18 protein-coding genes are annotated in these 17,335 nt (G+C 72.2%); 11 read left to right on the top strand and 7 right to left on the bottom strand.

Going from position 1 to position 17,335, the window contains the following annotated elements:
- Positions 1-648 precede the first annotated feature (648 nt).
- Together QSK45_RS14695 and QSK45_RS14690 are read left to right on the top strand one after the other, a co-directional pair.
- Positions 649-1,305 carry a DUF6461 domain-containing protein gene (locus QSK45_RS14695; RefSeq protein ID WP_285556841.1) on the top strand — a complete coding sequence of 219 codons (657 nt, stop codon included), beginning with the start codon at positions 649-651 and terminating at the stop codon, positions 1,303-1,305.
- A gap of 109 nt (positions 1,306-1,414) precedes the next feature.
- Positions 1,415-1,816, top strand: coding sequence for a hypothetical protein (locus QSK45_RS14690; protein ID WP_285556839.1), 402 nt, complete (start codon positions 1,415-1,417; stop codon positions 1,814-1,816).
- Between the two features lie 190 nt (positions 1,817-2,006).
- On the opposite strand, the gene QSK45_RS14685 is transcribed toward QSK45_RS14690, so the two are convergent.
- Together QSK45_RS14685 and QSK45_RS14680 are read right to left on the bottom strand one after the other, a co-directional pair.
- A complete protein-coding gene (locus tag QSK45_RS14685) occupies positions 2,007-3,059 on the bottom strand; it encodes an ArsR/SmtB family transcription factor (protein ID WP_285556836.1) in 1,053 nt (350 codons plus the stop codon).
- Between the two features lie 19 nt (positions 3,060-3,078).
- Complete coding sequence (locus QSK45_RS14680; protein WP_285556834.1) at positions 3,079-4,272, bottom strand: M20 family metallopeptidase; 1,194 nt, start codon at positions 4,270-4,272, stop codon at positions 3,079-3,081.
- A gap of 273 nt (positions 4,273-4,545) precedes the next feature.
- Between QSK45_RS14680 and QSK45_RS14675 the strand changes: the two genes are divergently transcribed.
- A complete protein-coding gene (locus QSK45_RS14675; RefSeq protein WP_285556832.1) occupies positions 4,546-6,066 on the top strand; it encodes a serine/threonine-protein kinase in 1,521 nt (506 codons plus the stop codon).
- 339 nt (positions 6,067-6,405) lie between these two features.
- Here QSK45_RS14675 and QSK45_RS14670 read toward each other — a convergent pair whose 3' ends face one another.
- The 4 genes from QSK45_RS14670 to QSK45_RS14655 all read right to left on the bottom strand — a co-directional run bounded on the left by QSK45_RS14670 (position 6,406) and on the right by QSK45_RS14655 (position 8,998).
- On the bottom strand, positions 6,406-6,795 hold the full coding sequence (locus tag QSK45_RS14670) for a hypothetical protein (protein ID WP_285556830.1): 390 nt from the start codon (positions 6,793-6,795) through the stop codon (positions 6,406-6,408).
- 92 nt (positions 6,796-6,887) lie between these two features.
- A complete protein-coding gene (locus QSK45_RS14665; protein WP_285556828.1) occupies positions 6,888-7,406 on the bottom strand; it encodes a hypothetical protein in 519 nt (172 codons plus the stop codon).
- Positions 7,407-7,600: 194 nt separating this feature from the next.
- Positions 7,601-8,053 (bottom strand): hypothetical protein, encoded by a 453-nt coding sequence (locus QSK45_RS14660; protein WP_285556827.1) that lies wholly within the window; start codon positions 8,051-8,053, stop codon positions 7,601-7,603.
- Between the two features lie 78 nt (positions 8,054-8,131).
- Entirely contained in the window at positions 8,132-8,998 is an 867-nt protein-coding gene (locus QSK45_RS14655) for a TNT domain-containing protein (protein WP_285556826.1), read from the bottom strand.
- A 608-nt stretch (positions 8,999-9,606) separates the two neighbouring features.
- On the opposite strand from QSK45_RS14655, the gene QSK45_RS14650 reads away from it, so the two are divergent.
- The 5 genes from QSK45_RS14650 to QSK45_RS14630 all read left to right on the top strand — a co-directional run bounded on the left by QSK45_RS14650 (position 9,607) and on the right by QSK45_RS14630 (position 13,965).
- On the top strand, positions 9,607-10,857 hold the full coding sequence (locus QSK45_RS14650; RefSeq protein WP_285556825.1) for a hypothetical protein: 1,251 nt from the start codon (positions 9,607-9,609) through the stop codon (positions 10,855-10,857).
- A 399-nt stretch (positions 10,858-11,256) separates the two neighbouring features.
- A complete protein-coding gene (locus QSK45_RS14645) occupies positions 11,257-11,460 on the top strand; it encodes a cold-shock protein (protein ID WP_285556824.1) in 204 nt (67 codons plus the stop codon).
- A 208-nt stretch (positions 11,461-11,668) separates the two neighbouring features.
- Entirely contained in the window at positions 11,669-13,156 is a 1,488-nt protein-coding gene (locus tag QSK45_RS14640) for a DEAD/DEAH box helicase (protein ID WP_285556823.1), read from the top strand.
- A gap of 81 nt (positions 13,157-13,237) precedes the next feature.
- On the top strand, positions 13,238-13,585 hold the full coding sequence (locus tag QSK45_RS14635; protein WP_395483416.1) for a CBS domain-containing protein: 348 nt from the start codon (positions 13,238-13,240) through the stop codon (positions 13,583-13,585).
- Between the two features lie 59 nt (positions 13,586-13,644).
- Entirely contained in the window at positions 13,645-13,965 is a 321-nt protein-coding gene (locus QSK45_RS14630) for an SCO5918 family protein (RefSeq protein WP_285556821.1), read from the top strand.
- A gap of 124 nt (positions 13,966-14,089) precedes the next feature.
- Here the strand turns inward: QSK45_RS14630 and QSK45_RS14625 are convergent, their stop codons facing one another.
- A complete protein-coding gene (locus QSK45_RS14625; RefSeq protein ID WP_285556819.1) occupies positions 14,090-14,464 on the bottom strand; it encodes a GvpU-like protein in 375 nt (124 codons plus the stop codon).
- Between the two features lie 655 nt (positions 14,465-15,119).
- Here QSK45_RS14625 and QSK45_RS14620 point away from each other — a divergent pair.
- The 3 genes from QSK45_RS14620 to QSK45_RS38525 all read left to right on the top strand — a co-directional run bounded on the left by QSK45_RS14620 (position 15,120) and on the right by QSK45_RS38525 (position 17,285).
- A complete protein-coding gene (locus QSK45_RS14620; protein WP_285556817.1) occupies positions 15,120-15,464 on the top strand; it encodes a MerR family transcriptional regulator in 345 nt (114 codons plus the stop codon).
- A gap of 725 nt (positions 15,465-16,189) precedes the next feature.
- Positions 16,190-16,450 (top strand): hypothetical protein, encoded by a 261-nt coding sequence (locus QSK45_RS14615; protein ID WP_285556815.1) that lies wholly within the window; start codon positions 16,190-16,192, stop codon positions 16,448-16,450.
- Between the two features lie 76 nt (positions 16,451-16,526).
- Positions 16,527-17,285: a DUF5994 family protein gene (locus QSK45_RS38525; protein WP_490993569.1), complete on the top strand. Its 759-nt coding sequence runs from the start codon at positions 16,527-16,529 to the stop codon at positions 17,283-17,285.
- The last annotated feature ends 50 nt before the right edge of the window (positions 17,286-17,335 follow it).

Below are 17,335 nucleotides of genomic sequence, written 5' to 3'. Positions count from 1 at the left end.
CCTGGATCCGGGAATCCTCCCAATGTCCGTCGCTCCGTCCCGCAGACCAATGGCTCCGGCGCCGTGCCCATAGCGTGCCCGTAAGGACGGAAACCTACGGTCGACAGCGGTGCAATCCGACCCGCACGACCGCCTCAAGGACCAAATATCTGCGCTGGTCAGGGGCCACGGGACCCGCCCAAGCGCCGTCGCTTCCCAAGCTGACAGCGTGAGTTCGATTCTCGTCACCCGCTCCATGCGAAACCCCAAGGTCAAGAGCCCGGGGGCTTCTTTGTTGTCCGGACCAGTGGGTGGGCTGCGCACCACATCCGCGACACAGGCGGCGGCCAGCTGTCCGCGGGTCCTCCTCGTGGTGCGGGCCCCCGGTGTGGCACTTCGCACGCCCGGCGCGGACCAGGCCGTCCAGCCCGGCGGCCACATCCCGCTGCCGCTCTTCGTCGGAGTTCTGGTAGATCGAAGCGGCTTTCCGACGAGGACCAGACCGTCAGGTCCCTCGCGAGCCTCGGAGATCACGGCCCCGACGTCGTGCTCGTCGGGCAGGTCCGCGGACTGCCCGACGCGCCGGATGCCTACGAGGTCGTGATCACTCGCGCCGAGGCGGCTCCCGGCCGAAGTCGCCACGCCGACCGCTCTGTAGGGTGCGGTGCCATGACTCCTGGCGCGCCTCGGGGCCCGAAGGACAGCGACGCCGCGAAGTGGGAAGACCTTGTCGCCCGGTACGCGTGGGCCGATGCCGACGAACTCGATGCGTACACCTTCTCCGTGATCGCGGGGAAGGCGGAGAACGAGGTGATCCGGGCGTTCGGTGGCGATCCCGGAGCATCGCGGCCGATGACGTTCGCCGAGACTGTCGAGGAGCAAGCCGCTCACCTCTACGAGGACCACGAGCTGCTTCGTGTGCTCACCGTCGACCGACGCGTCATCGCCATCGAATGGGGTTACCACGGCAGCATCCCGGAGGTCGCCCGACGAGCGTCTGCTGACGGAGGCGAGTTCTTCAGCGTCTACCGCAGCGTGAATGCCCGGCACCAGGTCATGCACGCCCTTGACGGCCACGTGGACGGCGAGTTCGACCCCTTCGAGCTGGAGGACGCGGCGTGGATGGACCCCGAACCGGCGGTCCCCGCCTGGGCGGAAGGGGTCGCCTTCCACAGGGAGAGCCTGTGCGCCGAGTCCTTCGCGCTCATGGAACGAACCATGGGCGTGGCCATCGATCCCGGTTGGATGCATGCGGCGCTTCGCACCGTGCTGCTCACCTCGCCCTCGAAGCTCTTCGGCGAATCGGAGGCGGCATGGCTCCCATAAGCACGGCATGGGCCGCCGAGAGGGCGGCCGTCACCTGACATCGGCGGCCGACACCGACAGGCGCGACGAGCGGCCTCGATGTCAGAGCCGCACTGTACGGTCCGGCCCCATGGCAGAAAGACCGACCACGAATTGGCGCGGGGACGTGGCTCAGGAGGCCGCCGGGCTCGCCGCCGGCACTCTGCGTCCTGACTGCGCGTACATGGTCGACCTGTTCCCCGATGAGCTCCTGTCGGCGACTGATGCCGTCCTGGACGCCTTCGAGGCCGAGTTGCCCGCGCTCGCCGAAGAAGACGATGAACACGTCTTCGCCGTGGTGCAGCGCGTCGTCCTGGCCCTCAACGCGGTGCACGAATCCCACGGCCAGTGCGCCTTCGAGACCGATGAGCGCGAGCAGCTGTGCGCCTACATCGACGAGGCCCTCACCGAGCAAGGGATCGATGTCGCGGCCCTCACCGCCAGGCGCGGACTCGGGCGTCATGAGCTCACCGACCAGTGGCGGGATTGGTGAGCAAGCCGCCGTCGTGGCAGGTCAGGGCCCGCGATACCGACAGTCGAGACAGCGGTCCGACGACCGTCAGGGGGCGCGAGCGAGCGGTGTGGTCCCCGATCCACGCCCTCTCGGGTTCGATTCCGGCGACGCGCCGGCCTGCGAAGGCATGGCGGTGGTGTGGTTCCGTGTCGGCCGCGTCGCCTCTGAGTCAGTACTGCAGTGCCGTGGCCACCTCCCGTCCGATGCGTTCGACGGCGGCGAGGTCGAGGCCGTAGTGGACGTAGCGGCCGTTCCGCTCCACGCGCACGAGGCCCAGGCCGCGCAGGGTGCGCAGGTGCCGCGAGACCTGCGGGCGGGTCATCGACAGCCGGTCCGCCAGGTCGGCCGTGGTCATGGCCTGGCGGGCGATGAGCCGGCACAGCCGTACCCTGCGCGGGTCCGTGAGCGCGAGCATGCGGCTGCGCGCCAGGGTGACGCCGATCTCCGGGGTGTCGACGGGGTAGTGCACGACCGGCGGCAGGCCCGGTTCGTCCTTCACGAGCAGGTGCGGGGCGCCGTAGCGGGTGGGGATCAGCAGGACCGGCGTACGGGCCGGGTTGATCACCACGTGGTGCACCTTGTCGAGGACGACCCGGGCGGGGCCGTCCAGGCAGACGCCCGACGGGCTGAGTGAGAGCAGGGCCGCCGTGGGCCCCTCGTCCGCCAGCCGTCGGCGCATACGGTGCGAGGCCCTCGACAGGACGGGCTCCGTCCCGGCCCACAGCTCGTCGAAGAAGACTCGGCGGCACAGGTCGAGGAAGCCCAGGACATCGGTGCGCAGCCGCTCGGGGTCGCGCAGCAGGTCCTCGGCGAGGGACGAGTGCGGTTCCGGCAGTGCGGACGCGGCTCGGCGCAACACCCGTGCCTGCGCCGGGTCGTGCAGCACCCGGTCGAAGTCGAAGCCGCGGGAGTGGTAGCCGCTGGCGCAGGCGTACGAGGTGAGTTCGGCGAAGCGGGCCGGGGACAGGGAGGCCAACGGCGCGTCCAGACCCGGGTAGAAGCCCCGCCACCGCAGAGCCGTCCACAGCGGGGCGAACCTCCGCAGCCCGGCCCGGAAGGAGGGCGGCGCGGACCTCGCCAGCTCCTGGGCCCACGAGGCGTGCTCGGCGTGGTGGGCGTGCTCGGTCAGGACGTGCAGGCTCGCCGCCAGCTCCGCGAGGGGGGACACGGCGACCGTGAAGCGGTCGGGGCCGGCCCCTTCCAGGACGATCACGACCGACATGAGCCGGAGTGTACGGGCATCACACCGCCACCTCCGAGCCCGCGGCGAACTCGGCCCGTGCCGCCGCCAGCACCTCCGTGTCCGTGAGCAGTGCGGCGACCACCTCGGCCAGTCCGGTGGCCGCGACCTGGGTGTGGTCGTGGGCCAGGGACGTGGCCGCGGCCTCGCGCATCGCCTCGGAATGGGCGGGTGTGCCGGCGTCGGCGATCTGCACGTACGGGTGGATGACCGGCATCAGCTGCGAGAGGTTGCCGATGTCGGAGGAGCCGGCGGGGCTGTCGGGACCACCCGGCCCGATGCGCACGCCCAGGGCGCGCACCGCCCGGCCGAACCGTTCGGCGAGCACGGTGTTGTTGCGGCGCTCGGCGTACAGCGGGCCGCTCTCACCGACCTCCGCGCGGGTGCCCGTGGCGAGCGCGCAGCCCTCGGCGGCGGCCCGTACCCGCTCCACCAGCGCACGGGCGGAGCCGGCGGTACGGTCCCGTACGTACAGGTCCACCGCGGCCCCCGCGGGCACCACGTTCGGTGCCTGCCCGCCGTCCGAGACGATTCCGTGCAGCCGCGCGCTGGGCGGCACGAACTGCCGCATGGAGTCGACCGCGTTGAGGAAGAGCTGGGCAGCGGCCAGCGCGCTGCGCCCCTGCCACGGCGACACGGAGGCGTGCGCGCTGACACCGGTGAACGCGACCCGCAGGTGCGCCGCCGCGAGCCCCGGCCGGCCGGTGAGCCAGCGGTCTCCCGGGTGGAACATCACGGCCGCGTCCACCCCCTCGAAGACGCCCGCCTCGGCCAGTCTGATCTTGCCCGCGCCGCCCGTCTCCTCGCCGGGCGTTCCGATCACCGCGACGGTTCCGGGGTGCGCGGGCAGGGTGCGCGCGACGGCGATGGCGGCCGCGGCCGCACCGGCCGCGATCAGGTTGTGGCCGCAGCCGTGGCCGATGCCGGGCAGCGCGTCGTACTCCGCGAGGACGGCGACGTACGGACCGGGCGTCGGCCCGTGGTGCACCGCCACGAACGCGGTGTCCAGACCGCCCGCCCCCGCCGTGACCGTGAACCCCGACTCCACGAGCCAGCCGGTGAGCAGTTGCTGGGCGTGGAACTCGGCGAACTTCAGCTCCGGCCGTGCGTGGATGGCGAGGCTGACCGCCTCCATACGGGGCCGCAGGGCCGCGAGTTCGCCGGAGAGCGCCTCCAACGACGGCGAGGACGACATGGGAACTCCCTTGCTACGAGGGTTGTGAGACGGCGTGGCGCCGGACCACGAGCGTGCGGCCGGGCGGACCCGGACGGCCGGGGATTACCGCGGGACAGGCAACCCTCCTGGCGTGTATGGGAGTTGGCCCTACCGTCGGGCCGTCGGCGGTCCGTCCGGGCCGCCGGGCCGCCGGGCCGCCGGACAGGGCCGTGGGCCGGTCGTGGTCGCCGAGGGCGGAACGGGACGACCGGTGATCGCTCCGTTGGCGGGGCCGGGAAGGAGGGGACCACGATGCAGGCTCTCGGACCGCGTGATCCGGTGCGGGTCGGCGCGTACCGGCTGCTGGCGCGCATCGGCGGTGGCGGTATGGGGACCGTCTACCTGGGGCGGACGGCCGGTGGGCGCAACGTCGCGGTGAAGCTGATCCGCGGCGAGTACGCGGCCGACGAGGAGTTCCGCCGCCGCTTCCGGCGGGAGGTCGCCATCGCCCGGCGGGTGAGCGGCCCGTGGTCGCCTCCGGTGCTGGACGCGGACACCGAGGGGGAACACCCGTGGGTGGCCACGGCCTATGTCCCGGGAGTGGATCTGGCCCAGGTGGTACGGCGCTTCGGTCCCCTGCCCGTCACCACCGTGCGCACCCTGGGTGCCGGCCTCGCCGAGGCCCTTGCCGCCGTGCACCGGCTGGGCCTGGTGCACCGCGACGTCAAGCCGTCCAACGTGCTGCTGTCCCTGGACGGCCCGCACCTCGTCGACTTCGGCATAGCCAGGGCGCTGGACGGCGGCGCCACCGCCCTCACCGGGTCGGGCCATGTCATGGGTTCGCCCGGCTACATGTCCACCGAGCAGGCCGCGGGCAAAAGGGTGGGACCGCAGAGCGACGTCTTCTCCCTGGGCGCCGTGCTCGCCGCCGCCGCGACCGGCCGGAATCCGTTCGGGGAAGGGACCTCCGCGGCCGTCGTGATCTACCGCATCCTGTACGAGCGGCCCGATCTGGACGGCCTGCCGGACGCCTTGCGGGACATCGTCACCGCCTGCCTGGACAAGGACCCGGACCGTCGGCCGACGCCGGAACAGGTACGGGAACGGCTGCTGCCGGATCCCGACGCGACCGTACGGCACGGGAGCTGGCTGCCGCCCGCGCTCGCCGAGTCCGTGGCGCGGCTCGCCACGGGCCTGCTCCACCTGGACGCCCCGGCGGCAACCGCTCCACCGCTGACGCGGATCGCGCCTCCCCCCTATCCGCCGGCGGCCGCCGCACCGGTGCGCGGACGCCGGCCGCGTCGCCGGTCGATGACCGTCCTGGCCACGTTCGTCACCACCGTGGTCACCGCCGCGGTCGCCTGGGCCGTGTGGTCGGGCGGTGTTCTCGGGAACGCCACGCACGCCCCGGACGGCACCGCGGCCTCGGGCCCCACCGGCACGGCGAGCGGCACGGCCACCGAGCCGGACACGGTGTCCCCGGCGTCGGAGGTGCCCGACGCCTTCGTGGGCACGTGGGCCACCGGCGACGGCACCGGTACCCCGCTCTTCACGCTGACCATCCGTCAGGGCCGGATCGGCGCGGTCGTCGGCACCGCGTCGGTGTCGCACGCCGCCGACGGCTGCCGGGTCGCCGTACGGCTCACCGCCGTCGAGACCACCCGGATAGCCCTCGTCGGCGCGGGCCCCGTCCATGACATCGGCGCGGGCGACTGCGCTGATCCGTCCGCCCCGCCCGACGGCGGGCAGCCGGCGGTCCTGACCCTGCTGTCCGGCTCCACGCTGCGGATGGGCAGCGGTGAACAGGCCGTCCGTCTGACCAGACGGAGCTGAGCCGGCTCACGGGCACGGGCGTCGCGGCGGCGCCTGGAGGCCCGGACGGACGGATGGCGTTCATCCGGGGAGCGCGGCCCGGCGGATCCGCCGCCGCGCACGCATCTGGTCGGGGATCCGGGACCGGGGCGAGGCGTCCGGGGCCGGAGAAGGGGCCGTCGCGGCCGGGGCGGTCGGCTCCGTGGCGCCGCGGAGCCGCTTCGGCGCGAGTCCCGGGGGGCGCGGCCCCGGCGTCGTGCTTCACCGGGCAGCCGCCCGACGCGCCGGAAGCTTCCGGGGCCCTGGTCCCTCACGCCGAAGCGGGTCGAGCGCAGCCGCTCCGCCGGCCTCACGAGGCGGCTATCGCTCGCCGCCGGAGGAGCGGTGGCCGCGGCCGGGTCCGCCGACGCTTTCGTGGCCGCCGCCCCTGTGGGAGGCCGCGTGGTGGTTCAGCACCTTCATGATCTCCGAGGCCAGCGCGTCTGCCAGAGTGGGCGCGATCGATTCCGCCAGCGCGGTCGCGAGGGTTTGCGCGAGCAGCACCCTTTCCAGTTCCGAGGATCGGGAAGGCGGCTGGGAAAGGAACGCCACGGCTGCTTCCATCAGGGCTCCCGCCAGTGGGTCCTTTCCGTATTTCACGCCGGTGCCGGCATGGGGGATCCCGGCATCGCGCATGATTTCCTCGAAGATCTCGTCGACGAATGCCCCCAGGGGATCCCGTTCCGATTTGTCGCCGGACTCAGCTGCCATTGTGTTTCCTCAGGTCTTCGGTTGCCGTACGGGACCTGCCCCCCGATGCCGGCGACCGCCGGCATCGGGGGGCAGAGCGTCGCTGTCTCCTGTCAGCGGCGCATGAGCGCCGCGAGCAGGAGGGGATGCTGGATCAGCGGCTCGCCGCGCTCCTCGCGACGGCGGCGCATCAGCGCGGCGAGCAGGAGCGGGTGCTCGATGATCGACCCCTCACCGCCCTCCTCACGGCGGCGGCGCATCAGCGCGGCGAGCAGGAGCGGGTGCTCGATGATCGACCCCTCGCCACCCTCCTCACGGCGGCGGCGCATCAGCGCGGCGAGGAGAAGCGGGTGCTCGATGATCGACTCCTCGCCACCCTCCTCACGGCGGCGGCGCATCAGCGCGGCGAGCAGGAGCGGGTGCTCGATGATCGACCCCTCGCCACCCTCCTCACGGCGGCGCGCGAGCGCGGCGAGAAGAAGCGGGTGCTCGATGATCGGTTCCTCGCCGCGCTCCTCACGCCGGGACAGCAAGGCTGCCAGCAGAAGCGGGCCGAAGGCGGATTCCTCGCCGAACTCTTCCTGGCCTACCCCGGCCTTTTCACGAGTGGGAGTCTCCGTCGCTGCCGTCATGGTTTCCTCTTTCCTTGACGCATGACTCGGCGGAGTGCTCGGCCGGCACGGGCCGGTCTCTCGCTCCGCCCTTCATCGTCATCGTCGGGGCGCACGACTCCGACCGCATTTCGATCATGCTCCAAGTGGCCGACGGAATTCATGACACTCGCGCGAGTCGAGTGCGGGGGTCACGGGTGCGGCGAATGGGGGGATCAATTAAAGTGCCGGTTTTCGTCGGCCGAGGTCCGGTCGGGCCGGCCTCGCGTGGGCGGCGGCTCCGTACGGCCGTCGTCGGCGGGGCTCCTCGCGGCCCCGCCGCGGGCCTCGGCGAGGGCGCGCTCGAACTCCTCGCGGGCGCGCCGCTGGATGCCGTCGCTGTCGTGCAGCAGCGCCTCGGTCTCCGCGGGCGTGGCCGGGACGGGCGGCGGCCCCTCGGCGGTCAGGCGTTCGTGGAGCCACCGGCACGCCAGGTCCTCGGCCGGGAACCGCTCCAGCACCTCGCGGGTGCCGCGCTCGTGGACACCCACCACCCACTGGCCGTCGCGCTCTTCGAGGAAGTAGCGATCCGTGAGGGGGCGCCGCTCGTGTGTGCAGCCGGAGATCTCGTAGTACGTCTCCGGGACCCCGGCCGCCCGAAGGGCCCGGCAGAGCTGGAAACGGTCCATGGAGCCAGTCTTCCACCAGGGACGGAGCCGGACCCGGTGCCGGGTGAGGCACCGGGCGCCGGGCCCTGCTCCGCACCGTCACCGGGACGCGGTCCGCGCCCCGGCCGACGGCTCCTTCCTCATCGACTTGACGTCCGTGTACGGGACCTTCACCCGCACGAGGGAGCCATTGGAGACGAGTGTGCCCACGTTGGCGAAGGGGAGGGTGGGACAGACGGCGCTCGAGGACGTGGCGTACTGAACGGCCCCGCCCGGCTGCTCGAAGGCCGGTGCGGCCGGTCCCGCGCACACGGTGACGTCCTTCGCCACCCTGTACAGGTGGTAGTCGTACGGGTAGCGCGGGTCCTCGGTGTTGAGGTTGGACGGCGGGATCGCCCGCAGCCCGAACTTCGTGCCCGCGGGAGAGAGGAACCGGCCGTTCTCGTTGCCGAACCTGTCGAGCAGCTGGCCCGCGTGCAGCGTCAGCGGTGCCGCGATCGGCTGCTGGTGGCTGTCGAGCGTGAAGCCGTCGGGGACCGGGTACTTCCAGTTGCCCTGGCCCGCGTCGGCGGTGGGGTCCCACCACGTGTTCAGGAACCGCACGGCGGTGAGGCCCCCGAGCCGGTCGTACCCCTTGAGGATGTCCCCCACCAGCCCCTTGTCCGGCAACCGCCGGGGGCCGAGCCGCCAGTCACCGCAGAGGTACAGCGGGCGGTAGGCAGCCGGGATGGGGTACGGCACCAGCCCACTGCACACGTACGGCGACCCGGGGTCGTCGTATCCGTCCGCCGGTCGTCCGAGCGGCACCAGCTGCCCGGGTACGGACGGGCGCGACCGGTCATGCCCGGAGGCACCCGCCCGGCCGCCGTCCTCGGTCGCGGCCGAGGCGACGGAGGCGCCCGTGATCAGGGAACCGACCAGGCCGACCGCGGCCGCGAAGCCGGCACACCTTGCTGACGATCTCAACGAACCTCCCGTAGGGCGTGTGTCCGGCACCCGCTGCCGAACATGTCGCGAAACATCCGCAGATGGACAGAACGAGAGATCACTCAAACCGGAGGGCCGGGCGAAGGCGAGCAGACGCGCCGGACCTGCGGCCGAACGGGACCCGCGCCGAAACGGCCCGTCAGGCGGTGCGGGAGCGGCCCGGCTTCCCGGCCCGGGGCTCCTCCCGGCAGCGGCTCCGGCCGAGCGCGTGGGGTGGCTCCGCGCAGTCGCCCGGGGCTCGGCCGCGTCCGGCCCGACGCGGTCCCGCGTCCACGCCGTCGGCGGGCCGACGTCGAGCCGTCCCCGGGGGGCCGGCTTCCGGCACAGGGCCGAACGGGGCGCCGGGCGGGCGGCCGCCGGCCCCGGTCCCGTGCTTCTTCCGGACCGCGCGGGTCCTCAGCCTGCTGTCTACGGGTGAATGTTCACGAAAGGCGTCAGCAAGACCTGGCCTCCTGTCAAAGCTCCCGTCGAACGGATCAGTGTCCGGTACTCGCGCACGTCCGCCGTCGCGATGTGGTCGTCCTGCCGCGCGCTGATCGGGCAGAGCCTCGCGGTCACGACGGTCGCGACGCGGAGAAGGAGCTCTCGTGATTCCCCCTTTGCTGGGCCGGATGGCTGTCGCCGCACTGGCCCTCGTCTTCTGTGCCGCCCCGGTCGGCGCGCACGCGCAGTCCGGGGCGGCGGCACAGCCGTCACCCGCGCCCCGGCCGATGGTGTCGGAACCGGCGGCCAGGGCCGACTTCCACCTGAGGTGGGAGCCCGACCCCCGGGCTTCGGACATCGCCGGCTTCCCGTACCCGCGACTCACGCCGGGCCGGCTCATCGGCAACGCCGGCTACACCGACCACCGCGCCACGCGGAAGTGCTCCCGGGCCAACGACGCGGGCGGAGCGCTGCGCAACGCGGTCGCCGCGGCCGACTGGTACTGCCTGGACATCACGGACTCCACCACGACCAGCTGGTCCCTCCAGGGACTCAGCGGCAGTGAGGACGCGCATGCCGGCGGCACCGTCGACGGTCACCGGGTCTTCCTCACCTCGTGGTACGGGCACGGCCCCGGCTCCAGCACGCCCACCCGTTCCCGGGTCAGCTTCCTCGTCGCCGGCACGCCCGGACGCTACGTGAACGTGGAGCTGGTGCAGCTCGCCCCGGGCGCGGCCCAGTTCAGGGCGCTGCCGACGCACGCCGGCGGCGTCGTCTGGCACGACAACCACCTCTATGTCGCGGACCCGCGCAGGGGCCTGCGGGTGTTCGACACGCGGAACATCCTGGACCTGGGCCGGACCACCGACCCGAGGGCTCGTGGATACCGGTTCGTGCTGCCGCAGGTCGGCATCTGGTCCACCGGCTCGAACCAGTCCTGCAACAGGGGCAGTCGCGCCTGCTACGACTACGTCTCGCTCGACCGGTCCGCGTCGAGCTGGCAGTTCATCACGGGTGAGTACTGCAGCGAGAGGCAGGGCGGGGCCCTGGTCTGGTGCGACTCGCGTCTGGCGCGCTGGCGGACGAGCGACATCACCTCCCGGACCGCCGGCCGGACCATCCACGCGCAGGAGGTCTTCCGGCAGCCGGTCACCAACGTGCAGGGCGGCGTCTCGTACACCGACCCGGCCGACAGCGCGCGCCGCTGCTACTCCTTCGACAGCAGCAGGGGCGCGGACAGGCTCGGCTGGCTGGTGACGGACCGGCCGGGCAGGCAGCCCACGTACCGGCAGGGCGGCGTCGGGCTCCAGGACCTGTACGTCCAGGCGTCGAACCACCAGCTGTGGACGGTCACCGAGTGGCCCGGTGTCGGCAAACGCATCCTCTACGGCGTCAGCCAGCCGAGCTGCCCCTGACCCGACTGGCCTTCCCCGCACACTCGCTCACCGTGGACTGAACCCGCGAACCGGCCCTTCATCGGCCACGACCGCTTGAGGCAGCCGCGGCTCGGCCGGCAGAACGCTCGTCACCCGCTCCATGGGCGAGGCGCTCCCCGGCCCCGCAGGAATTCTCGTGCGGCACGCCCGGACACAATATCTGTGGTCGCGGCATGAGAAATCGATCCGGCACACCGTGACTATTCCTGCGAGCACAGTCGGCCCAGAATTATTTACCGAGCAGGGCCGACATGGACGTGCTACTGTCGTCATCAGTTGCAGGTGGGGTGCCAGAAGGTTTTTCCGACGGCCGATCATCACGGCGACACGGAATGCGCAGGGGCGCGTTCCTGACACCGTCCCGAAGGAGAAACAAAAATGGCTACTGGCACCGTGAAGTGGTTCAACGCGGAAAAGGGCTTCGGCTTCATCGAGCAGGACGGCGACGGCGCCGACGTCTTCGCCCACTACTCGAACATCGCCACTCAGGGCTTCCGCGAGCTCCTGGAGGGCCAGAAGGTGTCGTTCGACATCGCGCAGGGCCAGAAGGGCCCGACGGCCGAGAACATCGTTCCCGCCTGACACAGCGGCACCGACGCATACTTCGCAGCTGGGGCCCGCACCTTGGGGTGCGGGCCCCAGCTGGTCTGTTTCCAGGGTTATTCACCCAGCCTTTTCTGACCCAGCTGCTTTTCCACCCAGCTGTTTCGGCTCGTTCTCGCGATTCTCTGCGCCGCTCGTTCCGCTGCGGAAATTCCTTGATACGCGCCCGCATCGAGGAAGGTTCCACATGAACCGCACCCGTTCCACCCGCGCACGCCCCACGCGCGCATACGACCGCTTCGGGGAAAGTTCCGGCGAGGACCGTTCCCGCGTTCCGCGCCGCTCCCCTGGCCATGGAAAAAGGCAGACCGCGCGAGGGGAGTTCGCGCTGCCGAAGACGGTCACGCCCGCGTCGCCCGCCGTCGAGTCGTTCGCCGATCTCGCCATGCCGACGCCGTTGCTGACCACGCTCGGCCACGAGGGCGTGACCGTGCCGTTCCCCATCCAGGCGGCGACCCTGCCGAACTCCCTGGCCGGTCGCGACGTGCTCGGCCGCGGCCGCACCGGGTCGGGCAAGACCCTGGCCTTCGGCCTCGCGGTACTGGCTCGTACGGCGGGCCGGCGCGCCGAGCCGCGCCGGCCACTGGCCCTGGTCCTCGTTCCCACCCGGGAGTTGGCCCAGCAGGTCAGCGACGCGCTCGCTCCCTACGCCCGCTCGGTGCGGCTGCGGCTCGCCACCGTCGTCGGCGGCGTGTCCCTCGGCAGACAGGCCGGTGCCCTGCGCGGAGGCGCGGAGGTGGTGGTCGCGACGCCCGGTCGGCTCAGGGACCTCGTCGACCGGGGCGACTGCCGGCTCGACGACGTCGGCATCACGGTTCTGGACGAGGCCGACCAGATGACCGACATGGGCTTCATGCCCCAGGTCACCGCCCTGCTCGACCTGGTGCGCCCGGAGGGCCAGCGCATGCTGTTCTCGGCCACCCTGGACCGCAACGTCGACCTGCTGGTGCGCCGCTACCTGACCGACCCTGTGGTCCACTCCGTCGATCCGTCGGCCGGTGCCGTCACCACGATGGAGCACCACGTGCTCCACGTGCACGAGGCCGACAAGCACCGCACGACCACCGAGATCGCGGCCAGGGACGGCCGGGTCATCATGTTCCTGGACACCAAGCACGCCGTGGACCGGCTGACCAAGCACCTGCTGGACAGCGGTGTCCGCGCCGCGGCCCTGCACGGTGGCAGGTCCCAGCCGCAACGCACCCGGACCCTGGCGCAGTTCAAGGACGGACACGTCACCGTGCTGGTGGCCACCAACGTCGCGGCGCGCGGTATCCACGTCGACAGCCTCGACCTGGTCGTCAACGTGGATCCGCCGGGTGACCACAAGGACTACCTGCACCGCGGCGGCCGCACGGCCCGCGCCGGCGAGTCCGGCAGCGTCGTCACCCTCGTGACCCCCGGTCAGCGCCGCGGCGTTACCCGGCTGATGGCGTCGGCCGGCATCACCCCGCGCATCACCTCGGTCCGCTCCGGCGAGGCGGAGCTGAGCCGCATCACGGGTGCGCAGGCGCCCTCCGGTGTCCCGGTGGTCATCGCCGCACCGGTCGTGGAGCGCCCCCACCGCACGTCCTCGCAGTCCCGGGACCGCCGGGGCCGCACCGGCCGGGGCCGGCCCCTGGGCACGCGGGCGCGCCGCCCGGCCCGGCCGGAGCCCGGCGGCTCGCCCGCTTAGACCGGCCTCGGCCCCCGGCAGGGGGCCTCCCGCCGGCCCCCCGGCCAGCGGAGCGACCAGCCCCGACCGAAGGAGAAACCCTTGACGCCAGCACGGATGCAGTACGGGCGGCCGGACCCCGCCCCCGCGGTCGTGGCCGACGACCTCGAAGGGCACGGTCCTCGGGTATGTGACGACATGACCGTCGAGGTGGCCCTGGCCGTCATGGCGGGTGCCCGGGTCGACCACCTGACCGTGTGCGACGGGGACGACCAGAGCACGGGCTCGATCTCCCTGGTCCGGCTCACCGTTCTCCGTGAGACGTCCACGTACACGGACCGCGTCCGTCTGCGGGACGTCCTCACCGGGTCACCGCCCTCGCCCGGCACCCATGCCGGCGGTGCCGGGGGGTACGACCGGATTCCGGGCGTACCCACCTGCTCACGCTGATCCGCCTCGGCCCGAGCGGCCCGTTCCACTCCTTCCCCGGCCCCCCTTTGTGAGGCATCATGCGCTGTGTCATCGCCCGGTACCCGTTCGAGCTGACCAAGGGCGGGGTGCTGGCTTCGATGAAGGGCGTCAGGCCCGAGCCCGTCACGGGCGAGTCCGTGACCATCGGCCGCCACCGCTACCCCGTCAAGCAAGTGGGCCAGGTCGTCACCCGGCAGGACCGGCGCGACTTCACCGCCGTCGAAGTCACGCGGGCCATGACGCGCCTCGGCTTCACCTGTCACGGCCGGCCCGGGACCGCGCCCGTGGGCGTGGACGGCCCGACTCCCCTCCGAGCGGCGTCCGCACCGCTCGGGGGCACCGGCTCCACGACCGCCTGAGGACCGGCGTAAACCGCCCTCGGACCCCGGTGGGGGCCCTGTCGACACGCGTCGGCAGGGCCCCCACCGCTGCGTCACCGTCCGCTCGGGAGGCGCCGGCCGGAAGAGGGGCGCGGGCGGCGTCTCACCGGTCGGAGTAGCTGAGATCGCCCACGGTCCAGGCGCTGACGTCCTCGATCGCGACTCGGTACATGCCGCCCGTCTCCGGGATCCCGAGACTGCCCTGCAGGATCCGGGCGAGGTGGAAGTGCAGATGCGTGGGCGACTCGCCGCGGCCGGGCCGGTACCCTCGCGGGCCCCGGGCGAAGACGTCGGAGAACACGCCGAGACGATCCGAGTCCCTCAGGACCTCCGCCACCCGCTCCCTCCACACGGCCTCGGGAGCCAGCCGACCGGTGAGGACGGCACCGCCGACGACCACGGTCAGCGACATCTGATTGCTTCGCTCGGACTCCACCGCTGCGGAAATGGCGACGAGCAGCTCATCAGGGTTCGACATGCGACAGAGCTTATGCGCCCACCGTGGAGCTTGTTCGCCCACCTCTCCCCGACCGCCTGCGGGAGACGGCCGCACCTGCGGCAGGAGGCGGCTCCGCCCCCGAGGGGAGTGCTGGACGCCGGAAGGTTCCTCCTCCACTGGAAGTGTGAAAACTACAGTTGCCAGTAGACATTTTTTCCCAGACGTGGGTACGCTTCATTCCGTAGAGAGGGTCGAACGAGACCCGCCAGACACGAACTGGCGGGTGGCTGAAGACGAAGTACGCAAGTCAGTGCGGCTCCCGAGCCTCGAAGCCGAGGTGTTGCCAGAGCGGCGACGGAGCCGGGAGCCGCACTGGGCGGCTCGCACGTCGAGGAGCCGCCGACAGCGGTACCGGTTCACCCAGTGGTTCGGTGAGAAGAGAAAGGAAGGAAGAAGCAGACGCCATCAGGATCGCCCGGGACCGAGAAACAGTCGGCCCGGGTACCGCAAGACCCCGGAATGGATGGTGGTCCCCGGTCACGCAGCTGCGATCCCCCGCTCCGCCCTGCCGGGCCGGGTAGCGGAAAGAGAAGGCCGGCCCAGCAGTAGGGCCGACAGATGGTGTTGAATTTCCTTCGGGGCCCTGGTGCCGTACGGCACCAGGGCCCCTCGACGCGTTGCACAGCGAGGTGACATGACATCGGACAACCCCCTGAATGATCGTCTGGACGACGACGACTACCCCGCGTACACGATGGGGCGGGCAGCCGAGATGCTCGGCACCACCCCGGCCTTCCTCCGAGCCATCGGTGAGGCCCGGCTGATCACTCCCCTCCGCTCGGAGGGCGGACACCGCCGTTATTCCCGCTACCAGTTGCGGATCGCCGCCCGCGCGCGCGAACTCGTCGACAAGGGGACCCCGATCGAGGCCGCATGCCGCATCGTCATCCTCGAGGACCAGCTGGAGGAGGCGCAGCGCATCAACGCCGAGTACCGCCGTGCCGCCGGCGGGGCGACGGGCGGTTCCGGCTCCGGCTGAGACCCGGGCGCGGCACGGCGTCCGACGGAGAGGCACGGCCCGGAGATCGCCGGGCGGGTGGAGGACGGCGGTCGGCTTCGTGGCGGCGAAAGGATCATGTCGGCCCGGCTCCCGCGCGTCCGGTGCACCGCACCAGCCCCGTCGAGCGGACCCCGGGACGAGCACCGCACCGGCCCCGTCGAGCGGACCCCGGGACGAGCACCGCCCCGCTGCCCGCGCCGCGGGGAACCGGTCAGGGCCGCGACCGGTGCGCGCCGTCCGGGCCCGGTGGACACCTCACCGGCCCAGTGCCGGGCACCCGCCGCCCCCTGCTGCCGGCCCCGCCGGGAAACCCCCGGTACCTCGAATCCGGACCGGACTGCTCCGCGCCGCCCGCCTCGCTTCGGCGGTCGTCCGCCGCGTACCGCCCGCTCCCGGCGCCGGAGGCGAGCCCTGATCGACAACGGGTCGCGCCCGGGGCCGGCACCGGAACGGGCCGGGTGGCGCCCGGAAGCAGATCACCCGCACGGGTCCGTCGCGGCCGCCCGCCACGGACCGGCGATGCCTTCGGCAGGGCCCCGGTGCCTCCCCGTGCCCCGGCCGGACCGCCGGGGGCACGCCACCGCGTCCTCCCGGGCATACCCTTCAGGAAAGGGGCCAGACGCGGAGACACGCCGCACCGTCGTCCGGTGTCCGGGCAGGAGCCGTATGCGTACTTCTTGCCCGTCGCCGACCAGGAGGTCCGTATGGAGCACGAGCCCTTGCCGCCCGAAGGCCACGCCGAGGTCCGCATCGTCACGGCGACGCCGGAGGTCGCCCGGCGCGTCGCCGAAGTGCTCCGCCGTTGCTTCGCCTCGACCGAGCAGCGCAGCTACCCCGCCGGCCGCGAAGGAGGGACCCGGCTCCATCTCACCCTCGACACCGCACATGCCTCGGAACCCGCACGGTCCTGGCTCTCGGCCAGCAAGTCGACGGAGCAGGCACAGACACATGCCGACGAGGTGTGATCCGGAGACACACCGCCGCAGAATCCGCCATCGCGTCCGTCCTCGCACGGCCGTCGACACGTCGGAGACCACAGCCATGACGAAACTCCGTGAACGCAAGAACAACCGGAAGGCGGTCCTGCGCTGCCTGTACGGGGCGGTCGAACGCAACCGCCCCGACGTCAGCGGATCGTCGCTCCGCGCCGAGCTGGGCCTGGCGGACGAGGACCTGTCCGCCGCCTGCGCCTATCTGGCCGACGAGGGCCTGATCGACGTCGACTGGACCTCGCACCGGACTCCTGCCGCCGTCTCGCTGACGCACGAGGGCATCCGCCTGATGGAGGAGCAGGAGGAGGAACGAACGGGCCGCACGCGGGAAGCCAGCGGTGCGCCGGCCGATACCGATACGCACACGTACCGCATGCCCTTGCCTCGCGTGGCCCTCACCCCCGACGTCAGCCACGGTCCGCTGGACGGGGCCTGGTGGCCCCGCTGTGACGCACTGGAACTCGAACTCCCCTCGCTCGTCAGCTCGTTGGAACCGGAGCCGGAGACAGCGGTACGGGTCACCGTCTACCCGGGAGAATGGCCCGACGCCCCGCACGCGGTCATGTCGCCCGACCGGGAGATCGCCGTGGAGCAGACCGGCCCCGGTGGCGAGGCGCATGCCATCACTCTGGACTGCGGCACCGTGGGACGCTGGGTACTCCTCGTCGTACCTCCCGAGGAGCCCGTCGGAACTGCCGCCCGGCTGCTGGCCGCCGCCGCTGATCCCGAGAACTCGCTGACCGCCGCACGGATGCTGGCACTCGCCGAAACCGGGCGCCTCGGGGGCACGGCCGAAGTGCCGGAGTGAACCACGCGCACAGCTCGCCGGCGTCCGAAGGCCGCTCCGGTGCGGCGCGT

It is taken from the genome of Streptomyces hygroscopicus subsp. hygroscopicus (assembly GCF_030269125.1).
GTDB classification, from domain to species: Bacteria; Actinomycetota; Actinomycetes; order Streptomycetales; family Streptomycetaceae; genus Streptomyces; species Streptomyces hygroscopicus_C.
Note: the sequence above shows the minus strand (reverse complement) of the source record. Positions and strands in the feature narration are given on the sequence as shown.

Bases quoted from the DNA above. Each gene is read 5' to 3' on its own strand.
- QSK45_RS14695 (WP_285556841.1), top strand. From the start codon at position 649: ATGACTCCTGGCGCGCCTCGGGGCCCGAAGGACAGCGACGCCGCGAAG.
- QSK45_RS14690 (WP_285556839.1), top strand. From the start codon at position 1,415: ATGGCAGAAAGACCGACCACGAATTGGCGCGGGGACGTGGCTCAGGAG.
- QSK45_RS14685 (WP_285556836.1), bottom strand. From the start codon at position 3,059: ATGTCGGTCGTGATCGTCCTGGAAGGGGCCGGCCCCGACCGCTTCACG.
- QSK45_RS14680 (WP_285556834.1), bottom strand. From the start codon at position 4,272: ATGTCGTCCTCGCCGTCGTTGGAGGCGCTCTCCGGCGAACTCGCGGCC.
- QSK45_RS14675 (WP_285556832.1), top strand. From the start codon at position 4,546: ATGCAGGCTCTCGGACCGCGTGATCCGGTGCGGGTCGGCGCGTACCGG.
- QSK45_RS14670 (WP_285556830.1), bottom strand. From the start codon at position 6,795: ATGGCAGCTGAGTCCGGCGACAAATCGGAACGGGATCCCCTGGGGGCA.
- QSK45_RS14665 (WP_285556828.1), bottom strand. From the start codon at position 7,406: ATGACGGCAGCGACGGAGACTCCCACTCGTGAAAAGGCCGGGGTAGGC.
- QSK45_RS14660 (WP_285556827.1), bottom strand. From the start codon at position 8,053: ATGGACCGTTTCCAGCTCTGCCGGGCCCTTCGGGCGGCCGGGGTCCCG.
- QSK45_RS14645 (WP_285556824.1), top strand. From the start codon at position 11,257: ATGGCTACTGGCACCGTGAAGTGGTTCAACGCGGAAAAGGGCTTCGGC.
- QSK45_RS14640 (WP_285556823.1), top strand. From the start codon at position 11,669: ATGAACCGCACCCGTTCCACCCGCGCACGCCCCACGCGCGCATACGAC.
- QSK45_RS14630 (WP_285556821.1), top strand. From the start codon at position 13,645: ATGCGCTGTGTCATCGCCCGGTACCCGTTCGAGCTGACCAAGGGCGGG.
- QSK45_RS14625 (WP_285556819.1), bottom strand. From the start codon at position 14,464: ATGTCGAACCCTGATGAGCTGCTCGTCGCCATTTCCGCAGCGGTGGAG.
- QSK45_RS14620 (WP_285556817.1), top strand. From the start codon at position 15,120: ATGACATCGGACAACCCCCTGAATGATCGTCTGGACGACGACGACTAC.
- QSK45_RS14615 (WP_285556815.1), top strand. From the start codon at position 16,190: ATGGAGCACGAGCCCTTGCCGCCCGAAGGCCACGCCGAGGTCCGCATC.
- QSK45_RS38525 (WP_490993569.1), top strand. From the start codon at position 16,527: ATGACGAAACTCCGTGAACGCAAGAACAACCGGAAGGCGGTCCTGCGC.